Annotated in this window: 23 protein-coding genes; 11 read left to right on the forward strand and 12 right to left on the reverse strand. The window is 55.7% G+C overall.

The features are described 5' to 3' along the window. Window positions 1-193 precede the first annotated feature (193 nt). Window positions 194-1,399: a serine-type D-Ala-D-Ala carboxypeptidase gene (gene dacC, locus ACMWKA_RS01405; protein ID WP_040020720.1), complete on the forward strand. Its 1,206-nt coding sequence runs from the start codon at window positions 194-196 to the stop codon at window positions 1,397-1,399. A gap of 49 nt (window positions 1,400-1,448) precedes the next feature. Here dacC and deoR read toward each other — a convergent pair whose 3' ends face one another. The 3 genes from deoR to ACMWKA_RS01420 form a co-directional block, all read right to left on the reverse strand. Further along, window positions 1,449-2,207 (reverse strand): DNA-binding transcriptional repressor DeoR, encoded by a 759-nt coding sequence (deoR, locus tag ACMWKA_RS01410; RefSeq protein ID WP_038418989.1) that lies wholly within the window; start codon window positions 2,205-2,207, stop codon window positions 1,449-1,451. Window positions 2,208-2,274: 67 nt separating this feature from the next. Beyond that, window positions 2,275-2,883: an undecaprenyl-diphosphate phosphatase gene (gene ybjG, locus ACMWKA_RS01415; RefSeq protein WP_020689884.1), complete on the reverse strand. Its 609-nt coding sequence runs from the start codon at window positions 2,881-2,883 to the stop codon at window positions 2,275-2,277. Window positions 2,884-2,890: 7 nt separating this feature from the next. Beyond that, complete coding sequence (locus ACMWKA_RS01420; protein WP_095427279.1) at window positions 2,891-3,619, reverse strand: phosphatase PAP2 family protein; 729 nt, start codon at window positions 3,617-3,619, stop codon at window positions 2,891-2,893. Window positions 3,620-3,786: 167 nt separating this feature from the next. Between ACMWKA_RS01420 and ACMWKA_RS01425 the strand changes: the two genes are divergently transcribed. After that, window positions 3,787-5,019 carry an MFS transporter gene (locus ACMWKA_RS01425; RefSeq protein ID WP_013097422.1) on the forward strand — a complete coding sequence of 411 codons (1,233 nt, stop codon included), beginning with the start codon at window positions 3,787-3,789 and terminating at the stop codon, window positions 5,017-5,019. Window positions 5,020-5,077: 58 nt separating this feature from the next. On the opposite strand, the gene ACMWKA_RS01430 is transcribed toward ACMWKA_RS01425, so the two are convergent. Beyond that, window positions 5,078-5,890, reverse strand: coding sequence for a Cof-type HAD-IIB family hydrolase (locus ACMWKA_RS01430; protein ID WP_023620241.1), 813 nt, complete (start codon window positions 5,888-5,890; stop codon window positions 5,078-5,080). Further along, a complete protein-coding gene (locus tag ACMWKA_RS01435; RefSeq protein WP_023620242.1) occupies window positions 5,880-7,094 on the reverse strand; it encodes an MFS transporter in 1,215 nt (404 codons plus the stop codon). The genes ACMWKA_RS01430 and ACMWKA_RS01435 overlap by 11 nt, the downstream gene beginning before the upstream one ends. A gap of 82 nt (window positions 7,095-7,176) precedes the next feature. Between ACMWKA_RS01435 and ACMWKA_RS01440 the strand changes: the two genes are divergently transcribed. Beyond that, the gene (locus ACMWKA_RS01440; protein ID WP_062856878.1) at window positions 7,177-7,728 is read left to right on the forward strand and encodes a TetR/AcrR family transcriptional regulator; all 552 of its coding nucleotides are present in this window, start codon (window positions 7,177-7,179) and stop codon (window positions 7,726-7,728) included. Window positions 7,729-7,743: 15 nt separating this feature from the next. Here the strand turns inward: ACMWKA_RS01440 and arsC are convergent, their stop codons facing one another. The 4 genes from arsC to ACMWKA_RS01460 form a co-directional block, all read right to left on the reverse strand. Then, window positions 7,744-8,175, reverse strand: a complete 432-nt coding sequence (arsC, locus tag ACMWKA_RS01445; RefSeq protein ID WP_038984932.1) for a glutaredoxin-dependent arsenate reductase — start codon at window positions 8,173-8,175, stop codon at window positions 7,744-7,746. Between the two features lie 12 nt (window positions 8,176-8,187). Continuing rightward, on the reverse strand, window positions 8,188-9,477 hold the full coding sequence (locus ACMWKA_RS01450; protein WP_414759926.1) for an arsenic transporter: 1,290 nt from the start codon (window positions 9,475-9,477) through the stop codon (window positions 8,188-8,190). Between the two features lie 35 nt (window positions 9,478-9,512). Beyond that, complete coding sequence (locus tag ACMWKA_RS01455) at window positions 9,513-9,833, reverse strand: metalloregulator ArsR/SmtB family transcription factor (RefSeq protein ID WP_414759927.1); 321 nt, start codon at window positions 9,831-9,833, stop codon at window positions 9,513-9,515. Between the two features lie 255 nt (window positions 9,834-10,088). Next, entirely contained in the window at window positions 10,089-11,774 is a 1,686-nt protein-coding gene (locus tag ACMWKA_RS01460) for an aspartate:alanine antiporter (RefSeq protein WP_014169303.1), read from the reverse strand. A 270-nt stretch (window positions 11,775-12,044) separates the two neighbouring features. Between ACMWKA_RS01460 and ACMWKA_RS01465 the strand changes: the two genes are divergently transcribed. Further along, entirely contained in the window at window positions 12,045-12,428 is a 384-nt protein-coding gene (locus ACMWKA_RS01465) for an inner membrane protein YbjM (protein ID WP_414759928.1), read from the forward strand. 27 nt (window positions 12,429-12,455) lie between these two features. Here ACMWKA_RS01465 and ACMWKA_RS01470 read toward each other — a convergent pair whose 3' ends face one another. The 3 genes from ACMWKA_RS01470 to ACMWKA_RS01480 form a co-directional block, all read right to left on the reverse strand. Then, on the reverse strand, window positions 12,456-12,626 hold the full coding sequence (locus ACMWKA_RS01470; protein WP_156037802.1) for a hypothetical protein: 171 nt from the start codon (window positions 12,624-12,626) through the stop codon (window positions 12,456-12,458). Between the two features lie 144 nt (window positions 12,627-12,770). Beyond that, window positions 12,771-13,967, reverse strand: coding sequence for a hypothetical protein (locus ACMWKA_RS01475; RefSeq protein ID WP_414759929.1), 1,197 nt, complete (start codon window positions 13,965-13,967; stop codon window positions 12,771-12,773). 607 nt (window positions 13,968-14,574) lie between these two features. Beyond that, window positions 14,575-14,844, reverse strand: coding sequence for a GrxA family glutaredoxin (locus tag ACMWKA_RS01480; protein ID WP_006809455.1), 270 nt, complete (start codon window positions 14,842-14,844; stop codon window positions 14,575-14,577). A gap of 184 nt (window positions 14,845-15,028) precedes the next feature. On the opposite strand from ACMWKA_RS01480, the gene nfsA reads away from it, so the two are divergent. The 7 genes from nfsA to potI all read left to right on the forward strand — a co-directional run bounded on the left by nfsA (window position 15,029) and on the right by potI (window position 21,792). Continuing rightward, window positions 15,029-15,751, forward strand: a complete 723-nt coding sequence (gene nfsA / locus ACMWKA_RS01485; protein ID WP_020689894.1) for a nitroreductase NfsA — start codon at window positions 15,029-15,031, stop codon at window positions 15,749-15,751. A gap of 51 nt (window positions 15,752-15,802) precedes the next feature. Further along, window positions 15,803-16,705 carry a 30S ribosomal protein S6--L-glutamate ligase gene (gene rimK, locus ACMWKA_RS01490; RefSeq protein WP_013097373.1) on the forward strand — a complete coding sequence of 301 codons (903 nt, stop codon included), beginning with the start codon at window positions 15,803-15,805 and terminating at the stop codon, window positions 16,703-16,705. A gap of 63 nt (window positions 16,706-16,768) precedes the next feature. Continuing rightward, window positions 16,769-17,245, forward strand: coding sequence for a YbjN domain-containing protein (locus tag ACMWKA_RS01495; protein ID WP_003858385.1), 477 nt, complete (start codon window positions 16,769-16,771; stop codon window positions 17,243-17,245). 351 nt (window positions 17,246-17,596) lie between these two features. Further along, the gene (potF, locus tag ACMWKA_RS01500; RefSeq protein ID WP_013097372.1) at window positions 17,597-18,709 is read left to right on the forward strand and encodes a spermidine/putrescine ABC transporter substrate-binding protein PotF; all 1,113 of its coding nucleotides are present in this window, start codon (window positions 17,597-17,599) and stop codon (window positions 18,707-18,709) included. Between the two features lie 143 nt (window positions 18,710-18,852). Then, the gene (gene potG / locus ACMWKA_RS01505; protein ID WP_013097371.1) at window positions 18,853-19,986 is read left to right on the forward strand and encodes a putrescine ABC transporter ATP-binding subunit PotG; all 1,134 of its coding nucleotides are present in this window, start codon (window positions 18,853-18,855) and stop codon (window positions 19,984-19,986) included. Between the two features lie 10 nt (window positions 19,987-19,996). After that, a complete protein-coding gene (gene potH, locus ACMWKA_RS01510) occupies window positions 19,997-20,950 on the forward strand; it encodes a putrescine ABC transporter permease PotH (RefSeq protein WP_414759930.1) in 954 nt (317 codons plus the stop codon). Next, the gene (potI, locus tag ACMWKA_RS01515) at window positions 20,947-21,792 is read left to right on the forward strand and encodes a putrescine ABC transporter permease PotI (protein ID WP_020689897.1); all 846 of its coding nucleotides are present in this window, start codon (window positions 20,947-20,949) and stop codon (window positions 21,790-21,792) included. Before potH ends, potI begins: the two co-directional genes overlap by 4 nt. The last annotated feature ends 27 nt before the right edge of the window (window positions 21,793-21,819 follow it).

Genomic DNA, 21,819 nt, shown 5'->3' on the forward strand with positions numbered 1-21,819 from the left:
AGATAAACCTAACAATTACGCAACAGAAGAGAAAAAAATCGCCTTAATCAAAGCGTATCTGAATGTTATTGCATAAACTTTAATAACTTTACCCTCGTTGGGTTTCATTAACCGTTTTAGTGCGCTATTACTCATCGCTTCTTGCGACACGGTGATGTGACGTAATTTTTGAATGGACACTCGGGTGGCATTTATGACGCGAAAAATGACTTCTCTGCGCAGCCTGGCGGCAGGCTCCGCGCTCCTTTTCCTGTTTGTACCAACTCTCTATGCGGCTGAGCAGGCTGCGCCCGAAGCGCCGCCGGTAGATGCGCGTGCCTGGATCCTGATGGATTACTCCAGCGGTAAAGTGCTGGCGGAAGGCAATGCGGATGAGAAACTCGACCCGGCCAGCCTGACCAAAATCATGACCAGCTACGTGGTTGGCCAGGCGTTGAAGGCGGGTAAGATCAAGCTCGACGATATGGTCACCATCGGGAAGGACGCCTGGGCGACCGGCAACCCGGCGCTGCGCGGGTCATCGGTAATGTTCCTGAAACCGGGCGATCAGGTTTCCGTTTCCGATCTGAATAAAGGGGTGATTATCCAGTCCGGCAACGATGCCTGTATCGCCCTGGCAGATTATGTTGCGGGAAGCCAGGACTCGTTTATTGGCCTGATGAACGGCTATGCGCAAAAGTTGGGTCTGACCAATACCACCTTTAAAACCGTCCACGGTCTGGATGCGCCGGGCCAGTTCAGTACCGCGCGCGATATGGCGCTGCTCGGCAAGGCGCTCATCCACGATGTGCCGGACGAATATGCCATCCACAAAGAGAAAGAGTTTACCTTTAATAAAATCCGCCAGCCGAACCGCAACCGTCTGCTGTGGAGCAGCAACGTCAACGTTGACGGGATGAAAACCGGCACCACGGCCGGGGCGGGTTATAACCTGGTGGCCTCCGCGACCCAGGGTGACATGCGTCTGATCTCGGTGGTGTTGGGCACCAAAACCGACCGTATTCGTTTTAACGAGTCAGAAAAACTGCTGACCTGGGGCTTCCGCTTCTTTGAAACCGTGACGCCGATTAAACCGGATGCCACGTTCGTCAGCCAGCGCGTCTGGTTTGGTGACAAGAGTGAAGTGAACCTGGGGGCTGGTGAAGCCGGGTCGGTGACCATTCCACGTGGTCAGCTGAAAAACCTGAAAGCGAGCTATACCCTGACCGATCCGCAGCTCACCGCGCCGCTGAAAAAAGGCCAGGTGGTCGGGACGATTGATTTCCAGTTAAACGGTAAGTCGATTGAACAGCGTCCGCTGATTGTGATGGAAGCGGTCGAAGAGGGCGGCTTCTTCAGCCGGATGTGGGACTTCGTGATGATGAAATTCCATAGCTGGTTTGGCAGTTGGTTTAGTTAAGTCTTCCAGCTTTTCACCCTCTCCCTGTGGGAGAGGGTCTGATGCCCTCTCAATACATCAACTTCACCTGCTGCGCCTTTGCGTAGGTCACGTATTCTTCATCCGGGCGGCAATCGCTGATGATGGCATTGAACTGTGCCAGCTCGCCCATCCGTGCCGGACGCACCTTGCCGAACTTGCTGTGATCCACCACCAGCACATGGTACTGCGCGGCGCTTAACGCCCAGTGTTTTACCGGTAGCTCTTCCAGGTTAAAACAGGTCGCCCCCTGACGGGTACTCACGCCCGCCGCGGAGTAAAACGCGATATCCGGGCACAAATTGCTGAGCGTGTCCTGAAGATTGAGCGGTTTAAAAATGGCGTTGCTGGCATGGAACTCACCGCCGCAGAGGATCACCCGGCACTCGGGTTTCTCCTGAAGGGCCAGGAAGGTGTTCAGCGAGTAGCACACGGCGGTAAAGGGGATGCTGCTGTCGATGGCTTCGATTATCCACGGCGTGGTGGTGCCGCAGTCAAAAAACAGCGTCTGGTGCGGTTGCACCAGAGAGGCCGCCAGACGGGCGGCTTTGCGTTTCTCTTCAACCAGGCGCGTCTTTTGATCGCTGATCAGATAATGACTGGCGCTACGTGGCTCCAGCACAATATAACCGCCCAGCAGCACGACGGGCGCGCTCTCGCTGTTCAGGTCACGGCGAATGGTCATCTCTGAAACGCCGAGGAGGGTAGCGGCTTCCTTAAGATGAAGCTTATCACTACGCTTCAGCGCCTGTATCAACTGAGCTATGCGGTCATCGCGGCGTGTTTCCATAGATCCTCAGGATGAAAAAGTGAGCCCCCGCAGGGCGGGGGCTCAAGTGTAACCTGTCATACCGGGGTTAGTCACGTATCCAGCCTTTGCGGATCGGGATAGCGAAAAGGGTGCGATAGAGAGACGAGAGTCCGCGATACAGCGCCAGCCCGAAGAGGTTCCACAGGATAGCCGCGCTGACGCAGCCGATCAGCCCCACCAGGAAGCCGCCAACCATATCCAGCGGCCAGTGTACGCCCAGATACACGCGAGACCAGGCAATGGCGACCGCAATGGCCATCAGCAGCGCACCTGACCACAGGCGATGCCAGAACAGGAAGGCCAGCGCAAAAGCAAAGATCACCGTACCGTGATCGCTTGGGAACGAGTCATCCGGCGCGTGGTGCAGGAAGGTATAGCCGACGTGTTCGACAAAAGGACGATCGTGCGGGAAGGCGAGACCCAGAACATAGCTGACCAGCACACTGACCCCCAGCGTCATCGCCACTTTGATCACCAGCTGACGCTGCGCGTTGACCTGGCTGCGCGGTCCCCACAGCCAGAGGATGGCCGCCAGCACAGGCACAATACTGATCAGATCTTTTGCCAGGAAAGTGGCCAGATCGATCATCCACTCAGGCGAGGCCGGGGTGGCGTTGATCAGATAAAACAGCTGGTAATTCAGATTCTCTAACATAGCGTTTTTACTCTTTAGCAAACCAGGCAGAAACGAGGCCGTAGACCGCTACCTGGGAAAACCAGACCCACCACCCAGCCCACAGGTTGTGAGAGAAAAAATGCGCCCCGCGCATGACCTGGCCAAAGCCCATCGCCAGACCTAACACCACGCCGAAGGCCACAAAGCTCCAGGCGAGACGCGGACGCTCGCGCCAGAAGGCAAAGAACAGACCCATCACCATAAAGCCGCTGGACGCATGGCCGCCGGGGAAGCAGCGGCCAGGACCGCTGTCTGCCGGAGCGGAACTGAACAGGGGGTAAGAGACGGCCTTACCGCCATACTCCACCAGATCCCACGGGCAGCTGTGATGGCTCAGGCTTTTCAGCACGCCAACCACCAGCGTGCCAAGCCCCATCAGCAGTGCGGCAGTGACCAGTCTCGCATTGCGATTCCAGGCACCGTAAAACAACGCACCCACCGCCATGGCAATGGCGATGTATTTCGCCAGCCGGTGGTTCAGCAGATCCAGCAGCGGGTTTTTCTGCAGCGGGAAACGGTGTGTTGCCGCGTCATACCAAAAGCCAGTGATCCATTTATCAAGCGTTTCGCCACGAGAAAGCCAGGTAAACACCACGGCAAGGGCGATCAGCACTAAAAGCTGATAACCATAAAAGCGCACAGGCAAGCGGTAAAGTTGTTTTGTCTTATTTGTCTGTAACTTAGACAATTCTGAACGAGGGGATATGCGGGTCATAGAGTTGGTTGGCAGCGTGAAATATGGCTATCATATTGGTGTCAACTTAAGGAAACCTTAAACAACGACGATAAATGCTTTATTTCTGTTTCTTCTGGATAATTTGCTATCTCAGACAGCGGCAATTCATTACACTCATCGCGATTTTTTCATCATAAAGAGATTGCATGTTAAACCGTTCTTCTTCGGGTACGCGTCTGGGTCGTCAGGCGTTACTTTTCCCTCTGTGTCTGGTGCTTTACGAGTTCTCTACCTATATCGGCAACGATATGATTCAGCCCGGCATGCTGGCCGTGGTGGCGCAATACAACGCAGGTATTGAATGGGTGCCGACCTCTATGACCGCCTACCTGGCTGGCGGCATGTTTTTACAGTGGCTGTTAGGGCCGCTGTCGGATCGTATTGGCCGCCGTCCGGTGATGCTGACGGGCGTGGTGTGGTTTATCGTGACCTGTCTCGCCACGCTGCTGGCGCAAAACATTGAACAGTTCACCCTGCTGCGTTTCCTGCAGGGGGTAAGCCTGTGCTTTATCGGTGCCGTGGGGTATGCCGCCATTCAGGAGTCCTTTGAGGAGGCGGTGTGTATCAAAATCACCGCGCTGATGGCGAACGTGGCGCTGATTGCTCCGTTGCTGGGGCCGCTGGTGGGCGCCGCGTGGGTGCATGTGGCACCGTGGGAAGGCATGTTTGTGCTCTTCGCCGTGCTGGCCGCCATCGCGTTCTTTGGCCTGCACCGCGCAATGCCGGAAACGGCCACCCGACTGGGTGAGACGCTGTCGCTGAAAGAGCTGGGACGGGATTATAAAGCGGTGCTGAAAAACGGCCGCTTTGTGGCAGGCGCGCTGGCGACGGGCTTTGTTAGCCTGCCGCTGCTGGCGTGGATCGCCCAGTCACCGGTCATTATCATCAGCGGTGAACAGCTCAGCAGCTATGAGTACGGGCTGCTGCAGGTGCCGATTTTTGGCGCACTGATTATCGGTAACCTGGTGCTGGCGCGTCTGACATCACGACGCACGGTGCGCTCGCTCATCATTATGGGCGGCTGGCCGATTGCGGCGGGCCTTACCGTGGCCGCGGTGGCGACGGTGGTATCATCTCATGCCTATCTGTGGATGACGGCGGGGTTGAGTATTTATGCCTTCGGTATTGGCGTGGCGAATGCCGGGCTGGTGCGTCTGACGCTGTTTGCCAGCGAGATGAGTAAAGGCACCGTTTCGGCGGCGATGGGGATGCTGCAGATGCTGATTTTTACCGTCGGGATCGAGGTGAGCAAGCACGCTTATGCGCTCGGCGGCAACGGTCTGTTCAGCCTGTTTAACCTCGCCAACGGCGTGCTGTGGGTTATCCTGATGGTGATGTTCCTGAAAGACAAGCGCGTCGGGAACGCCCTGCAGCCATAATTCTTATTCCCTCTCCCGGTGGGAGAGGGTCAGGGTGAGGGCACCTGAGCGCACGGAATCAATTAAACGGTGCTTCTCTGTTGAGCACCTTATCAATCACATCCAGTACGCCTTCCTCGTTATTATGCGGCGCTTCAAAGCGGGCCGCTGCTTTAATATGCGGCCTGGCATTCGCCATCGCAAAGCTGAAACCTGACTGGCGCAGCATCTCCACGTCGTTCCCGCTGTCGCCGAAAGCCACCACCTCGCTGTCGTCAATGCCCCAGCGCTGTTGCAGGATCCGCAGGCCGTTGGCTTTATGCACGCCGGGGATAATCAGGTCAATACTGCCGTGGCCGGTCGTGACGGGCACCATAATGTCGTTGAGTTTTTCGTGCAGCATGGCCTGTATGCGCGGGATTTCATCGTCAGAAACGTTGAGCCCGAACTTGAAGAAAATATCGTTCAGGTTGTCGAAATCACTTACCATTTCGAGGCGATGATAGTACTTCGCGGCGATAGCTTTGAACTCATCGTCATAGGCTTTGAGCGTATAGGCACTGCCTTTGCCGCAGGCGATAATCTCAATGCCGGGAACGTCGTTTAGCACGGCAGCAACGGTGTCGAAGTGCGTTTTCGACAGTTCACCGTTAAAAACATCTTCCCCGGCGCTGACCACCCAGCCACCGTTTTCGGCGACAAACGCAATCTCATGCGCAATCTCCGGGAAGAAGGAGATCAGCTGGTAATACTGGTTACCGCTGGCCACCACAAAGCGAATACCTTGCTCCTTCATACGCGCATACTGCGCCAGAAAACGTTCGCGATTGTAGGTTTTCGCGTCGCTCAGGAAGGTGCCATCCATGTCGACTGCAATCAGTTTAACGCTCATATCCCTTCTCCAGTGTCGTTTGTTCTTTTTCCGGCTTCGCCACGGCGCGCGCCACCAGCGCCGCAATCATGACCAACCCTAACACCACCAGCATGGCGCTGCGCAGCCCGTAGTGCTCACCCAGGAAGCCCAGCAGCGGCGGCCCGACCAGGAAGGCCAGATAGCCTGTGGTTGCCACCACGCTGACGCGCGTCGGGGCATCCGGGCCGGTATCGCTGGCGGCGGAGATGGTCAACGGGAAGCCAAGTGAGGCACCCAGGCCCCAGAGGATCACCGATACGCCGGCAATCCAGTCCACATCCACGAAGATGATCATCGCAATGCCCAGCCCGCCGAGCAGGGCGCTGGCGCGCACCACTGCCACGCGGCTGTAGCGGTCAATAAACCAGCCGCCGGTAAAGCGTCCGACGGTCATCCCCAGCGTAAACCCGGCGTAGATCAGCGAGCCAGAGGTCGGGCTAAACCCATGTCCGTCCACCATCAGCAGCGGCAGCCAGTCGTTGGCGGAGCCTTCGGCAAACGCCATCGCCAGCACCACCACGCCGATCAGCATCAGCTGGAAATCACGGTAGAACGGCAGCCCTTTTTCCGCCGTTTTGTGTTCATCAGAGGTGTTTTTGCCCGTGCCGTCCGGAATGGCGCGGATACCGGTCAGCACCGGCACAACAGAGATCAGAGCGGCCAGCAGGATATGCAGATTCGCGCTCACGCCGGAGGCCGTCAGCGCCATGCCCACGCCCGCACCGGCCAGCGTGCCAAGGCTGTAAAAGCCATGCATCATTGGCAGCACGGTTTTATTCATCTCGCGCTCGACCGCAGCCCCTTCAACGTTAATGGCCACTTCCGCCGCGCCAAAGCTGCCGCCAAAGATCAACAGACCCAGGGCAAACATGACCGGCGAGGCATACCACAGCGCCACGCTGAGCACCAGCATCCCCAGTATTGCGCAGCACATGGTGGTGCGGATCACCGCCCGGGTACCAAAGCGCTTCACCAGCCACGCCGAGCAGAGAATACCGCTCATTGAGCCTATCGACAGGCCAAACAGCACAATGCCCATCTCCGCGGTGGAGACCGACAAAATGTCGCGGATCGCCGGGGTACGCGTGGCCCAGGACGCCATCAGCAGACCCGGAATAAAGAAGAACATGAAAAGCGCCCACATGCGCAACCGCAGGGCCTTACGGGATGAGGTCAGAGTCATTGAGATAAGCACCAGAAGCACAATAATAGCGACAACACTAGCAAGTTTGTGTACATTTGTACACAAATCAGATGAGGCATGTATGAGCAGACCACCTAACGACCCGCATCGCCGGGAGAAGATCCTGCAGGCGACGCTGGACACCATTGCTGAGCACGGTATCCATGCCGTCACGCACCGTAAAATCGCCAGCTGTGCCGGGGTTCCGCTGGGGTCGATGACCTACTATTTCGACGGCATGGAGTCGCTGCTGGAAGAGGCGTTCACGTGGTTTACCCGGCAGATGTCGCAGCAGTACCGTGATTTCTTCGCGGGGGTAACCAGCCCGGAGATGGCGTGTGAATCTATCACCACGCTGATCCACAGCTCGCAGGTGACGACGCCGCACAACATGGCGCTGATGTACCAGCTCTACACTTTTATGCACCGCAGCGCGGCGCTGAAAACGGTAATGCAGGACTGGATGCAGATGAGCCAGACGACGCTTGAGCAGTGGTTTGACCCGGTCACCACCCGCGCGCTGGACGCCTTTATCGAAGGAATGACGCTGCACTTTGTCACCGACAGAGCGCCGCTCACGCGTGAGGAGATCCGAGCGATGGTGGGAAGGATCGCAGGCGAGAGGGACCGCTAGCCTGCAGGCCCGCCTCTATTTCTGGGTGATTTTTTTCCCGCTGGCATCCACGACGGCTTCACCGTCCTCTTTCGTAAATGCCCCTTTCTGCGCATCCGGCAGAATATCGAGGACCACTTCAGATGGGCGGCACAGGCGGGTGCCCAGCGGCGTCACCACAATCGGACGGTTAATCAGGATCGGGTGTTGCAGCATAAAACCGATAAGCTGGTCGTCAGTGAACGTCTCTTCTGCCAGGCCCAGTTGCTCATAGGGCTCCACGTTTGTACGCAGCAGCGCCCGCACCGAAATGCCCATGTCGGCAATCAGTTTGATCAGTTCATCGCGTGACGGCGGATTTTCCAGATAGAGAATGATCTCTGGCTCGATGCCGCTGTTGCGGATCATCTCCAGCGTGTTGCGCGAGGTGCCGCAGGCGGGGTTGTGGTAAATGGTGATGTTGGTCATATCAGTGGCTCATTACAGTGTGAAGGAGAGACGTAACGCCAGCGCGGCGAGCGTCACAAACAGAACCGGCAGCGTCATGATGATGCCCGTCCGGAAATAGTAGCCCCAGGTAATGGTCATGTTTTTTTGCGCCAGCACGTGGAGCCAGAGCAGGGTGGCGAGACTACCGATAGGCGTGATTTTTGGCCCCAGATCGCAGCCAATCACATTGGCGTAAATCATCGCTTCTTTAATCAATCCTGTTGCCGTGCTGCCATCAATAGAGAGCGCGCCAATCAGCACCGTGGGCATATTGTTCATTATGGATGACAGGAAGGCGGTGATGAACCCGGTTCCGAGGGTAGTTACCCATAAACCGTGGGTGGACAGCACATTCAGTACGCCTGAAAGGTATTCGGTTAACCCGGCGTTACGCAAACCGTAGACCACCAGATACATCCCCAGTGAGAAGATGACGATCTGCCACGGTGCGCCGCGCAGCACTTTTCCGGTATTAATCGCGTGTCCGCGTTTTGCAACGGCGAATAAAATCAGCGCGCCAGCTGTTGCAATGGCGCTGACCGGAATGCCGAGAGGCTCAAGCACAAAGAAGCCGACGAGAAGAAGCAGTAGCACTATCCAGCCTGTTCTGAACGTCGGGAGATCGTGAATGGCCCGGGCGGGCTCCCGGAGTTTCGCAAGATCATATTCCGGTGGAATTTCCTTGCGAAAGAACAGATGCAGCATCACTAGCGTGGCAGCAATCGCGGCGATATCAACCGGGATCATCACCGAGGCGTATTCGCTGAACCCCAGCTTAAAGAAGTCTGCCGACACAATGTTGACCAGGTTCGAGACAATCAGCGGCAGGCTGGCGGTATCGGCGATAAAACCTGCCGCCATCACAAACGCCAGCGTGGCCTGCTTGCTGAACCCCAGCGCCAGCAGCATGGCGATGACGATTGGTGTCAGGATCAACGCTGCACCGTCATTGGCAAACAGCGCCGCAACGGCCGCCCCCAGCAGCACGATATAAGTAAAGAGCAAACGCCCCCGACCGTTTCCCCAGCGGGCGACATGCAGCGCCGCCCACTCGAAAAAGCCGGACTCATCCAGCAGCAGGCTGATGATAATAACGGCGATAAACGTCGCCGTGGCATTCCAGACGATATTCCACACCACCGGAATATCGTTAAGGTGGATCACGCCGCTGGCCAGCGCCAGCACGGCGCCAATCGTCGCGCTCCAGCCGATACTGAGCCCTTTGGGCTGCCAGATGACCAGTACCAGCGTAAACAGAAAAATTACCCCTGCCAGAAACATCGTTTACTCCATTATATCTGTTTTTATGAATATGTTTAACATGACCCAGGAAGGCTATTCTTTAGCCTGGCGCGCGTTTCATCCCGCAGACAGTTCCAACTGTTATCGATGACGCTAGCTGCCCACGCAGGCATGTTTGGAGACAAACGGTAATAGACCCACTTCCCCTCACGACGGTCGATAACCAGCCTGGATTCGCGAAGTAAGGCCATATGGCGCGAGACTTTCGGCTGTGACTCCGTGGTTGCGGAGCAGAGATCGCAGACGCATAGCTCGCCGGCTTCACGCAGAAGCATGACGATGGAGAGCCGCGTTTCGTCGGAGAGGGTTTTGAAAAGCTGGAGCGGGTGGAGCATGGTTGAACCCTGCGGGTAGTTGATACATATTTGTTTAATCATATATGTTTGAGGCGGGGGAGGGAAGAGGGGGATGATGGAGCAGAGAATTTCAGGCAACAAAAAACCCATCAACCTTGAACCAAAACGGCGGGGTTGATGGGCTCCACAAATTGGGGACATCAAAGAAAAGCAGTGGCACTAGTTATGACTGCCCCCTGATAAAAAAGTTCTGCGCGTAACGAAAATTTTTTCAACCACGCGCAAACTTAGGAGTTATCCGAGTCCAGGCCAGATGATGATGATGAGAGTACCTGCCAGCGTAAGCAGTACGTTAGCGATAGCGTAGGTGCCCGCATAACCCAGCGCCGGGATGTTGCTGCGGGCGGTATCGCTGATGATTTCCATCGCTGGCGCACAGGTACGCGCACCCATCATTGCCCCGAAGAGCAGGGCGCGGTTCATGCGCAGCACATAGGCACCGAACAGGAAACAGATCACCACCGGCACCAGGCTGACGATAAGTCCGGAAACTAACATTTGCCAGCCGACGGCGCCCAGGCTGTGGCCAATGCCGCTACCGGCGCTTAAGCCGACACCCGCCATAAAGACCATCAGACCGAACTCTTTTACCATGTTCAGCGCGCCCTGCGGAATGTAGCCGAAGGTTGGGTGGTTCGCTCGCAGGAAGCCCAGCATAATCCCGGCAAACAGCAGCCCGGCGGCGTTACCGATGCCAAAGCTAAAGTTGCTGAACTGGAAAGTGATCATCCCAATCATCAGGCCAACAATAAAGAAGGCGCAGAAGGCCAGCAGGTCGGTGACCTGGCTGTGAATGGAGATAAAGCCGATACGGTCGGCGACGGTTTTTACGCGGCGTGCGTCGCCGCTGACCTGCAATACGTCACCTTTATTCAGGACAACATTATCGTCGATAGGCATCTCAATCTGGCTGCGGATCACGCGGTTCAGGAAGCAACCATGGTCGGTCAGCTTCAGCTGCGCCAGACGACGGCCGACGGCGTTGTGGTTTTTCACCACAATCTCTTCGGTGACGATACGCATGTCGAGCAGGTCGCGGTCGAATACCTCTTTACCGTTACGGAAGCTTGGGTCCAGCCGCGCGTGGGCATCCGGGTAACCCACCAGCGCGATGTCGTCGCCCATCTGCAGTACCGCATCGCCGTCCGGGTTCGCCAGAATGCCGTTACGGCGGATACGTTCGATATAGCAACCTGTCTGGCGGTAAATCCCCAGTTCGCGCAGATTTTTACCGTCCGCCCAGGCGACCAGCTCAGGTCCGACGCGGTAGGCGCGGATCACCGGAAGATAAACTTTTCGTTTGGAGTCCGTGTCCAGACCACGCTCGCGGGCGATTTGCTGGGCGCTGGTCTGCAGATCCTGATGCTGCAGTTTCGGCAGATAGCGTGCGCCTACAATCAGGCTCACCAGACCAATCAGATAGGTCAGGGCATAGCCCAGGCTCAGGTGATCGAGTGCGGTAGAAAGCTGTGCCCCGGCCATACCGGAATGGCGCAGGGTATCGCCTGCACCCACCAGAACCGGCGTCGAGGTCATGGAGCCTGCCAGCATACCGGCCGTTAAGCCGATATCCCAGCCAAACAGTTTACCCAGCCCTAACGCGATCAGCAGCGCACTGCCGACCATCACCAGCGCAAGCATCAGATAATTTTTGCCGTCGCGGAAGAAAATGGAAAAAAAGTTAGGACCCGCTTCCACACCAACACAAAAAATAAACAGCATAAAACCTAAGTTAAGCGCGTCTGTGTTAATGCTGAAATGCTGCTGACCTAATAATAAGGAGACGACTAAAACGCCAATGGAATTACCAAGTTGTACTGAACCCAGGCGCAATTTACCCAGGCAAAGGCCCAGCGCCAGTACCACAAATAATAACAGGATGTAATTCCCATTTAACAAGTCTGCGACGTTTATATTCACGGAGGCTAACTTCTTGTTTACCAGTAAGTTGTTGAATGAAAGGACATTTTGGGCTACTGTTTTCAGTGCCAGGGAATACTTCTACACTCCCTGCGGCCAAAAAAATTCCCTAAGACAATAGCAGCTGGATAGTTTAATCGCATTAGCTACCAACGGCTACTCATTATCGCATAACCGTATGCGGGTTTTGGCAAGGATTGCCGCATAACTTTATCCGATCGGGTGTCCACGCGACGAAACTTTATTTGATAGAGAAGTCAGGAGGATAATTTGAACATTCAAGGAAAATGGGCAGGGGCGATAAGCTGTTTCTTACTGTTCACCGTTGTCTGTATGTCATTAGCGTTTAATGTTAAGGGGGCATTCAGAGCCTCCGGGCATCCGGAACTGGGACTGCTCTTTTTCATTCTGCCTGGCGTGGCCGCGAGTTTTCTCTCTCGCGAGGGCGAGGTTGTTAAGCCGCTGTTAGGGGCAATGCTGGCGGCACCGCTGTGTCTGGTGCTGATGCGGTTGCTTTTTGTGTCCACGCGAAGCCTCTGGCAGGAGCTGGCCTGGCTGCTGAGTGGCGTATTCTGGTGCGCGCTCGGTGCGCTGTTTTTCCTGTTTCTTCGCACTCTGATACGGCATCAACGGTTACATAATAAAAAAGAATGAGGACGCCGTTGCGCCCTCATTGCGTCCTCATAACGGCAGCACTGTTCCGCCGGGCAATTGCACCCTCATTGGCCCCAGGATGCTATTCATCAGGAGATCGCCATCCGGCATAAACTCCATTTGTGCGTATATGCCGTTGCCGCAGATATTGTCGTTAAATACGGTACTGTGCACGGTTTGCCCGGTATTCCAGTCCATACCTACCACCTTCCATCCGCCATTATTGCGATAGTAACCGCTGGTATAAACCGTATTACTCGCAGAACTGATGGCCGGGATCATGGTGTTGGAGCAGATATCAGCCCGGCTCCAGGTTGAGCTCCAGCTGTGACTGACGGGATCCTAGGCAAAGCGCTCAACGCCCTGAGGGGAATCAAGGATCGGGCCGCGCGCCAGCGCGTCGGTAAGGGCGACTCCCGTACCGGTGCCTGCGCCCACATTATTGACCACAAAGGCACCGTAGTCCTGAATCGCCACGGACTGATCGCTCTGGATGTATTCAGTGCTCAGCGGCAGACCGCAGGTTACCGGGATGATCCCCGCAATGCGCTCGCTGAACCCGGTTGGGATCGCATCGCGCCAGAAAGCCACCAGACTCATTCGCTTCTTACCGTCGGTGATTACCACCAGCTTATCGGCATCGCTGCCGAACCCCATTAATGTCGGCGTAGCCCCTGAACCCGAGCCGAAGATGGTCGGGTAGGTATCACCGGTGGGATAAGAACTTACCCATGCGCCATCGGCCGGATCGGCAGAGAGCGTGCTGCCTGTCCAAACGACTTTATGCATCAGCTTATCCGAGACGACATAAATACCGCCGTGTTCATCTACCGCCGCCGAGTTTGAAACGTACTCATCGGCTCCCAGCGTCAGGGTATGCACCGGGCCAGAGAAGGTGCGCGAAACGACCGAAATGGACCGCGTGCCCAGCACAACCAGATTCCCGTCATAGGTCAACACGAGACCTGTGATGGCCTGTCCTTCCGGAATAAATGCCGAGGTATCCAGCGTGCGTTTAATGCCTATCCCCAATAACGGTAAATCAGGAACATTCAACCCAACGGCATAGACTTTTGTGCCGTAGTTAGCGAACAAGGTATTGGTGTTATCCACAAGGCAATAGGCACTGTTAATTCCCCCGGAAGGGGTAACCGGTGAGAGTTGAGAAGTGATCCCTTCGATCACGCCAGGTGAATCCAGAGGTTGGGTGAGCAGTGTCACCAGCAGGTCTATGGGAAACTGAGTCAGTCCCGGAACGGGCAGGCGTGCTACTGGTGTAAAGGCATTACCGCTGGTACTGATATAGGTAATGCCGGTCCAGGTAACTCCCCACATATAATCGGGTGAGGGGGAGGCGAGGGTCATGATGTTAATGGGACCATTGACCGCCTGCGGCAGAGCAGGCGTGAGCGGTAACGACGCATGCACTGTACTTTCACCCGACGGAACCGGAAACGGCAGCGAGTCAGATTGAGAGGAGTCGAAGTGTGTGATAGCGGCTTTAGGGGCGGCGAGATAAGTATTCATGACAGGGTTCATGGTGTATCTCCACGGGGTAACCTGCATAACGGACGTTGCCCAGCGTCAGGCAACGACCTGCCCGGAACACAATTTAGCTGTATATATATACAGCATTTTGAGTTCGTTCAGAAAGTATAATCAGATCGCCCGGCTTCGCCAGAGAAAATGAGAAATTTTTAATATATTGATTTTTATAGATTTATTTCTTAGTTGTCTGCGTAACAGGTTGAGGTGGGTTGCCGGGTGGCGCTACGCTTACCCGGCCTACAATCGGCATTAATATCAATCAATTGCATTATTTATCGTAGGCCCGTGCAAGCGTAGCGCCGCCGGGCAAAACGCATGAAAACAGGCTAACCCGTGAATCAAATGGTTCATTACGTGTGGGGATATTCGTAAAAGAAAGGAAAGCAAACCGATGATGAATCACATGGTTCATTTTTATGAGGGGAAGTAAAAATGCAATTTTATCAGCGCATTAAATCTCAGGTGTGAAACAAGAAAACCTGGTTTCACGTAGTGCACGCGCGTTTATCCAGTTGCCATAACCAAAGGTTATCGGCTGGCTGCTATGCACTGGCAAATAGATAAAACCCCACGTCAGGACGCGGGGTTTGCTTAGTGATTACTGAGCGGCAAACAGACCCAGATGTTCTTTAGCGTAAGCTTCAAAATCGGTGCAGCCGCCAATGTGTTTCTGATCGAGGAAGATCTGCGGTACGGTTTCAACCGGTTTACCTACGGTTTTTTCCAGATCGGCTTTGGTGATGCCTTCTGCGTGGATATCCACATAGCGGAAGTTAAAGTCATCACGCTCTTCAGTCAGTTTTTCTGCCAGCTCTTTTGCGCGCACACAGTAAGGGCATCCTGGACGACCAAAAATTACTGCAAACATTTCTCTCTCCTCAAAAAACAAGCCTGACGGCGAATGACACGTATAGTGCACGATAACCTGCCGTCATTAAAGTAGGTTTCGCCTGTCGCTTTAATACCCTTGAGCTATGTTTCGCCAATTACATGCCGCGCATCATTGCCTATACTGGCTGCCACACGTATTAAGCAAGACAAAGAGAGAGACGATGACACCAACTATTGACCTGCTCCGTTCCCACCGTTCTATCCGCCACTTCACCGATGAGCCCATTACCGAGGCGCAGCGTGAGGCCATCATCGACAGCGCCAGAGCCACCTCGAGCTCCAGCTTTCTGCAGTGCAGCTCGATTATTCGTATTACCGACAAGGCCATGCGCGAGCAGCTGGTGACGCTCACGGGCGGGCAGAAGCATGTAGCCCAGGCCGCCGAGTTCTGGGTATTCTGCGCTGACTTTAACCGTCACCTGCAAATTTGCCCTGAAGCCGAGCTGGGGCTGGCAGAACAGCTGCTGCTGGGCGTGGTCGATACCGCACTGATGGCGCAAAACGCCTTTACGGCGGCGGAATCGCTGGGATTAGGCGGCGTGTATATCGGCGGGCTGCGTAACAATATTGAAAGCGTAACCGAACTGCTGAAGCTGCCGAAGCACGTCCTGCCCCTGTTCGGTCTCTGCCTCGGCTGGCCGGCTGACAACCCGGATCTCAAGCCGCGCCTGCCTGCGGCGATGCTGGTCCATGAAAACCACTACCAGCCGGTCGACAACGACGTGCTGGCGCAGTATGACGAGGAGCTGGCGCACTACTACATGACGCGCGGCAGCAATAACCGCCGCGATACCTGGAGCGACCACATCCGCCGTACCATCATTAAAGAAAATCGTCCGTTTATTCTCGATTATCTGCACAAACAGGGCTGGGCGACGCGCTAGCCCATTCGGTATGATACGCAGGCTTTTCCCATGTCTTTAGAGAGGTGCAGGGTGAAAATTGCCATTTTGTCCCGGGATGGAACGCTCTATTCATGCAAACGCCTGCGAGAAGCGGCGGCAAAACGCGGACATCAGATTGAGATCCTCGATCCGATGTCCTGCTATATGAACATTGACCCTGCTGCTTCCTCGATCCATTACAAAGGCCGCAAGCTACCGCATTTTGATGCGGTGATCCCCCGCATCGGCTCGCAGATCACCTATTACGGTACGGCCGCGCTGCGCCAGTTTGAAATGCTGGGCAGCTATCCTCTCAACGAATCTGTCGCCATTTCCCGCGCCCGGGATAAGCTGCGCTCGCTGCAGCTGCTCGCCCGCCAGGGTATCGATCTTCCGGTCACCGGCATCGCTCACTCCCCGGACGACACCAGCGATCTGATCGACATGGTGGGCGGTGCGCCGCTGGTCATCAAGCTGGTGGAAGGCACACAGGGTATTGGCGTGGTGCTGGCAGAGACGCGACAGGCAGCAGAGAGCGTGATTGACGCCTTCCGCGGCCTGAATGCGCACATTCTGGTGCAGGAGTACATCGAAGAGGCCAAAGGGCGCGATATCCGCTGTTTCGTGGTGGGCAATGAGGTGGTGGCGGCCATTGAGCGTCAGGCGAAAGAGGGCGATTTTCGCTCCAACCTCCACCGGGGCGGCGTTGCACGGGTTGCTGATATCAGTGAGCGCGAGCGGGAGATTGCCGTGAAAGCGGCGCAAACGCTGGGGCTAGACGTGGCAGGCGTAGACCTTCTGCGCGCAACGCGCGGGCCGCTGGTGATGGAAGTGAATGCCTCGCCCGGGCTGGAAGGGGTAGAAAAAACCACCGGTGTCGATATTGCAGGTAAAATGATTGCATGGATTGAGCGTCATGCCACGCCGGGCTACTGTCTTAAAACGGGTGGTTAAATGGATTACCGCGCACTTTTTGAGTACCCTATGCGAAGTTTTTACTAAAGAGGCTCCACCGCGATGGATTTACAGGTCGTTCCAACACTGGATACGTTACGTCAATGGCTTGATGATGCCGGTATCACCTTCTTTGAATGTGATTCCTGCCAGGCGCTGCATCTGCCTCACATGCAGAATTTCGACGGCATTTTTGATGCCAAAATCGATCTCATTAACGACGTGATCCTCTTCTCTGCGCTGGCAGAAGTTAAGCCGTCTGCGCTGCTGGCGCTGGCCTCTGACCTCTCTGCGATCAACGCCAGTTCTTTGACGGTGAAAGCATTCCTCGATATACAGGATGATAATCTGCCAAAACTGGTCGTTTGCCAGTCTTTGTTCTCCGGCGCGGGGCTCTCCTTCAAGCAGTTCGCCTGGTTTATGCGTTTGAGTGAAGAGCAAATTTCAATGGTTATGATGGAAGCCAATGCACACCATCTGCTGTACAGCGCGGAAGACGATGCAGAGAATAATGATGCATCTCCCAATTTTCTTCACTAAGCCTGTCTGACTTTTGCGCAGTCGCTGCCAGAGCGGCTGCATAACGCCATTTATTCTGCTGCTTTTAACCTTTCTTTAAAGAATTTTTCACCTCCTCAAAGGCCATTTCGGCTTATCACGTAGACATAACCTGCATAAAAAATTGATAAAAGGCGTTTTTTCGTCTGGGCTATAGCCGGAGACACGGGCTACAGTTATTCTTGCGATGCTTAAAAAAGCGAGCGGATCCTGCCGGGTAAAGAGGTTTCTTTTTATTTTGAGCAGAGCGACAAACTATGCATGATTTTTGCATATATCCAGATTGCACAGTTTTAGTTCGTTTGTTAACGAGCTTTCAGAAGGAATAACACTATGATCGCCTTGAATAAAAAATGGTTATCGGGTCTGGTTGCGGGTGCTCTGATGGCCGTCTCTGCCGGCACGCTCGCTGCGGAACAAAAAACGCTGCATGTTTATAACTGGTCTGACTATATTGCCCCGGACACGGTGGCTAATTTTGAAAAAGAGACCGGCATTAAAGTGGTCTACGACGTGTTTGATTCCAACGAAGTGCTGGAAGGCAAACTGATGGCAGGCAGCACCGGTTTTGACCTGGTGGTACCGTCCGCAAGTTTCCTGGAGCGTCAACTGACCGCAGGCGTTTTCCAGCCGCTGGACAAGAGCAAGTTACCAAACTGGAAAAACCTCGACCCGGAAGTGCTGAAGCTGGTCTCTAAGCATGACCCGGAGAACAAATACGCCATGCCGTATCTGTGGGCGACCACCGGTATTGGCTACAACGTGGATAAAGTCAAAGCGGCGCTGGGCCCGGACGTCAAGCTGGACAGCTGGGACGTGGTGCTGAAGCCGGAGAACCTCGCGAAGCTGAAAAGCTGCGGCGTCTCCTTCCTGGATGCCCCGGAAGAGATTTTCGCTACCGTGCTGAACTATCTTGGCAAAGATCCGAACAGCAACAAGGCGGATGATTACACCGGCCCGGCGACCGATCTGCTGCTGAAGCTGCGTCCGAATATCCGTTACTTCCACTCTTCACAGTACATTAACGACCTGGCTAACGGCGATATCTGCGTGGCAATTGGCTGGGCAGGGGACGTCTGGCAGGCGGCTAACCGCGCGAAAGAGGCGAAAAACGGCGTGAATGTCTCCTACTTCATTCCGAAAGAGGGGGCGCTGGCCTTCTTTGATGTCTTCGCCATGCCTGCCGATGCGAAAAACAAAGATGAAGCGTATCAGTTCCTAAACTACCTGATGCGTCCGGAAGTGATTGCTCATATCAGCGACCATGTCTACTACGCCAACGGTAACAAGGCCTCCTTGCCACTGATTAGCGAAGAGATCCGTAATAATCCGGCTATCTATCCGCCAGCGGATGTGTTTGCCAAGCTCTTCACCCTGAAAGTACAGGATCCAAAAATTGACCGCGTACGTACCCGTGCGTGGACCAAGGTGAAAAGCGGGAAATAACGGCGTTTGGTAACGTTGCCCGGTGGCGCTATCGCTTACCGGGCCGACACAACCCGTAGGCCGGGCAAGCGTTCGCGCCGCCCGGCGATGCGCACCCTGACGGTGCGTTTGCACCAGTTTTGATCTATGCCGGAGAACACCCCGTGAATGACGCGATCCCCCGCCCGCAGGCGAAAGTCCGTAAAGCGCTGACCCCGCTACTTGAAATTCGTAACCTCACCAAATCTTTCGATGGCCAGCATGCCGTGGACGACGTCAGCCTGACTATCTACAAAGGCGAAATATTTGCCCTTCTCGGGGCGTCTGGTTGCGGTAAATCAACCTTGCTGCGCATGCTGGCCGGGTTTGAACAACCTACCGCCGGGCAGATTGTGCTGGATGGCGTGGATCTCTCCAGCGTACCGCCGTATCAGCGTCCGATTAACATGATGTTCCAGTCTTACGCACTGTTCCCGCATATGACGGTGGAGCAGAACATCGCGTTTGGCCTGAAGCAGGACAAGCTGCCAAAAGCCGAAATCACCGCGCGTGTGGCGGAGATGCTGAGTCTGGTGCACATGCAGGAGTTTGCGAAGCGTAAACCGCACCAGCTTTCTGGTGGTCAGCGTCAGCGCGTGGCACTGGCCCGAAGCCTGGCGAAACGCCCGAAACTGCTGCTGCTTGATGAGCCGATGGGTGCTCTGGATAAAAAACTGCGCGACCGTATGCAGCTCGAAGTGGTGGATATCCTCGAACGCGTAGGCGTGACCTGCGTGATGGTCACCCACGACCAGGAAGAGGCCATGACCATGGCCGGGCGTATCGCGATCATGAACCGCGGTAAGTTCGTGCAGATTGGCGAGCCGGAAGAGATTTATGAACACCCGACTACCCGATACAGCGCGGAGTTCATCGGCTCGGTGAATGTTTTTGAAGGGCTGCTGAAAGCGCGTGAAGAAGACGGGCTGATCATCGAATCGCCGGGGCTGCAGCATCCGCTGAAGGTCGACCCGGATAACTCCGTGGTAGACAACGTGCCGGTCTATATCGCCCTGCGACCGGAGAAAATCATGCTCTGTGAAGATCCTCCGGCCGATGGCTTTAACTTTGCCGTGGGCGAAGTGGTGCACATTGCCTATCTGGGCGATCTCTCTATCTACCACGTCCGTCTGAAGAGCGGGCAGATGCTCAGCGCCCAGCTGCAAAACGAACATCGCTACCGTAAAGGACTGCCGACCTGGGGCGACGAAGTGCGTCTGTGCTGGGATGCGGACAGTTGTGTCGTGCTGACGGTATAAGGAGCGGCCAATGAGTACACTTGAACCGCCAGCCCGCGTCGAAAAACCGGGCGGCTTTGCGAACTGGCTGGCGCGCATGCAGATGAACCACGGCCGCAAGCTGGTGATTGCCATGCCTTACGTGTGGCTGATCCTGCTGTTCATGCTGCCGTTCCTGATCGTTTTCAAGATAAGCCTGGCGGAAATGGCGCGGGCGATCCCGCCTTACACCAATCTGCTGGACTGGGCAGACGGCCAGCTGACGCTGACGCTTAACCTTGGCAACTTCCTGCAGCTGACGGAAGATCCGCTTTATGTCGAAGCCTACCTGCAGTCGCTGCAGGTGGCGGCCATCTCCACGCTCTGCTGTCTGCTGATGGGCTACCCGCTGGCATGGGCGGTGGCGCACAGTAAGCCCTCGACGCGCAATATTCTGCTGCTGCTGGTGATCCTGCCGTCGTGGACCTCGTTCCTGATCCGCGTCTACGCGTGGATGGGGATCCTGAAAAATAACGGGGTGCTGAATAACTTCCTGATGTGGTTAGGGGTTATCGATCAGCCGCTGACTATTCTGCACACCAATCTCGCGGTCTATGTCGGGATTGTATATGCCTACCTGCCGTTTATGGTGCTGCCGATCTATACGGCGCTGACGCGTATCGACTACTCGCTGGTGGAAGCCTCGCTGGATCTGGGCGCCCGTCCGCTGAAGACTTTCTTCAGCGTGATTGTGCCGCTGACCAAAGGCGGGGTTATCGCCGGGTCGATGCTGGTGTTCATTCCGGCGGTTGGGGAGTTTGTGATCCCGGAACTGCTCGGCGGCCCGGACAGCATCATGATTGGCCGCGTGTTGTGGCAGGAGTTCTTCAATAACCGCGACTGGCCGGTAGCCTCCGCAGTGGCGATCGTGATGTTGCTGCTGCTGATCGTGCCGATCATGTGGTTCCACAAGCATCAGCAGAAACAGATGGGAGACCACGGATGAACAACTTACCGGTAGTGCGCTCTCCGTGGCGAATTGCGATCCTGGTGATCGGCTTTACCTTCCTGTATGCGCCGATGCTGATGCTGGTGATCTACTCGTTCAACAGCTCCAAACTGGTCACCGTATGGGCTGGCTGGTCGACGCGCTGGTACAGCGAACTGTTTCACGACGATGCGATGATGAGCGCGGTGGGGCTGAGCCTGACCATCGCGGCGCTGGCGGCCACGATGGCCGCGGTGCTGGGCACCATCGCCGCGCTGGTGATGGTGCGCTTCGGGCGTTTTCGCGGCTCGAACGGCTTTGCCTTTATGATCACCGCGCCGCTGGTGATGCCGGACGTGATCACCGGCCTGTCGCTGCTGCTGCTGTTTGTGGCGCTGGCGCATGCCATTGGCTGGCCGGCGGATCGCGGCATGCTCACCATCTGGCTGGCGCATGTGACCTTCTGTACCGCGTACGTGGCGGTGGTCATCTCCTCGCGTCTGCGCGAGCTGGATCGCTCCATTGAAGAGGCGGCGATGGATCTCGGTGCCACGCCGGTGAAGGTCTTTTTCATCATCACGCTGCCGATGATTATGCCTGCGGTGATCTCCGGCTGGCTGCTGGCCTTTACCCTGTCGCTCGACGATCTGGTGATCGCCAGCTTTGTTTCCGGGCCAGGGGCGACGACGCTGCCAATGCTGGTCTTCTCCAGCGTGCGCATGGGGGTGAACCCGGAGATCAACGCCCTGGCGTCGATAATCCTCGGCGTGGTCGGAATTGTCGGATTTATCGCCTGGTATTTGATGGCGCGCGCGGAAAAGCAGCGCGTGCGCGATATCCAGCGTGCAAGACGCGGCTGAAGGAATTATTATTTCCAGTGATGTGCC

This window comes from Enterobacter sp. 03-F-07-AD-ECC, assembly GCF_047530935.1.
Classification (GTDB): Bacteria; Pseudomonadota; Gammaproteobacteria; order Enterobacterales; family Enterobacteriaceae; genus Enterobacter; species Enterobacter cloacae.

What these genes read in the sequence shown, in the direction of transcription:
- dacC (WP_040020720.1), top strand. Translation starts at nt 194, where the DNA reads ATGACGCGAAAAATGACTTCTCTGCGCAGCCTGGCGGCAGGCTCCGCG.
- deoR (WP_038418989.1), bottom strand. Translation starts at nt 2,207, where the DNA reads ATGGAAACACGCCGCGATGACCGCATAGCTCAGTTGATACAGGCGCTG.
- ybjG (WP_020689884.1), bottom strand. Translation starts at nt 2,883, where the DNA reads ATGTTAGAGAATCTGAATTACCAGCTGTTTTATCTGATCAACGCCACC.
- ACMWKA_RS01420 (WP_095427279.1), bottom strand. Translation starts at nt 3,619, where the DNA reads ATGACCCGCATATCCCCTCGTTCAGAATTGTCTAAGTTACAGACAAAT.
- ACMWKA_RS01425 (WP_013097422.1), top strand. Translation starts at nt 3,787, where the DNA reads ATGTTAAACCGTTCTTCTTCGGGTACGCGTCTGGGTCGTCAGGCGTTA.
- ACMWKA_RS01430 (WP_023620241.1), bottom strand. Translation starts at nt 5,890, where the DNA reads ATGAGCGTTAAACTGATTGCAGTCGACATGGATGGCACCTTCCTGAGC.
- ACMWKA_RS01435 (WP_023620242.1), bottom strand. Translation starts at nt 7,094, where the DNA reads ATGACTCTGACCTCATCCCGTAAGGCCCTGCGGTTGCGCATGTGGGCG.
- ACMWKA_RS01440 (WP_062856878.1), top strand. Translation starts at nt 7,177, where the DNA reads ATGAGCAGACCACCTAACGACCCGCATCGCCGGGAGAAGATCCTGCAG.
- arsC (WP_038984932.1), bottom strand. Translation starts at nt 8,175, where the DNA reads ATGACCAACATCACCATTTACCACAACCCCGCCTGCGGCACCTCGCGC.
- ACMWKA_RS01450 (WP_414759926.1), bottom strand. Translation starts at nt 9,477, where the DNA reads ATGTTTCTGGCAGGGGTAATTTTTCTGTTTACGCTGGTACTGGTCATC.
- ACMWKA_RS01455 (WP_414759927.1), bottom strand. Translation starts at nt 9,833, where the DNA reads ATGCTCCACCCGCTCCAGCTTTTCAAAACCCTCTCCGACGAAACGCGG.
- ACMWKA_RS01470 (WP_156037802.1), bottom strand. Translation starts at nt 12,626, where the DNA reads ATGGACTGGAATACCGGGCAAACCGTGCACAGTACCGTATTTAACGAC.
- ACMWKA_RS01475 (WP_414759929.1), bottom strand. Translation starts at nt 13,967, where the DNA reads ATGAACCCTGTCATGAATACTTATCTCGCCGCCCCTAAAGCCGCTATC.
- ACMWKA_RS01480 (WP_006809455.1), bottom strand. Translation starts at nt 14,844, where the DNA reads ATGTTTGCAGTAATTTTTGGTCGTCCAGGATGCCCTTACTGTGTGCGC.
- nfsA (WP_020689894.1), top strand. Translation starts at nt 15,029, where the DNA reads ATGACACCAACTATTGACCTGCTCCGTTCCCACCGTTCTATCCGCCAC.
- ACMWKA_RS01495 (WP_003858385.1), top strand. Translation starts at nt 16,769, where the DNA reads ATGGATTTACAGGTCGTTCCAACACTGGATACGTTACGTCAATGGCTT.
- potF (WP_013097372.1), top strand. Translation starts at nt 17,597, where the DNA reads ATGATCGCCTTGAATAAAAAATGGTTATCGGGTCTGGTTGCGGGTGCT.
- potH (WP_414759930.1), top strand. Translation starts at nt 19,997, where the DNA reads ATGAGTACACTTGAACCGCCAGCCCGCGTCGAAAAACCGGGCGGCTTT.
- potI (WP_020689897.1), top strand. Translation starts at nt 20,947, where the DNA reads ATGAACAACTTACCGGTAGTGCGCTCTCCGTGGCGAATTGCGATCCTG.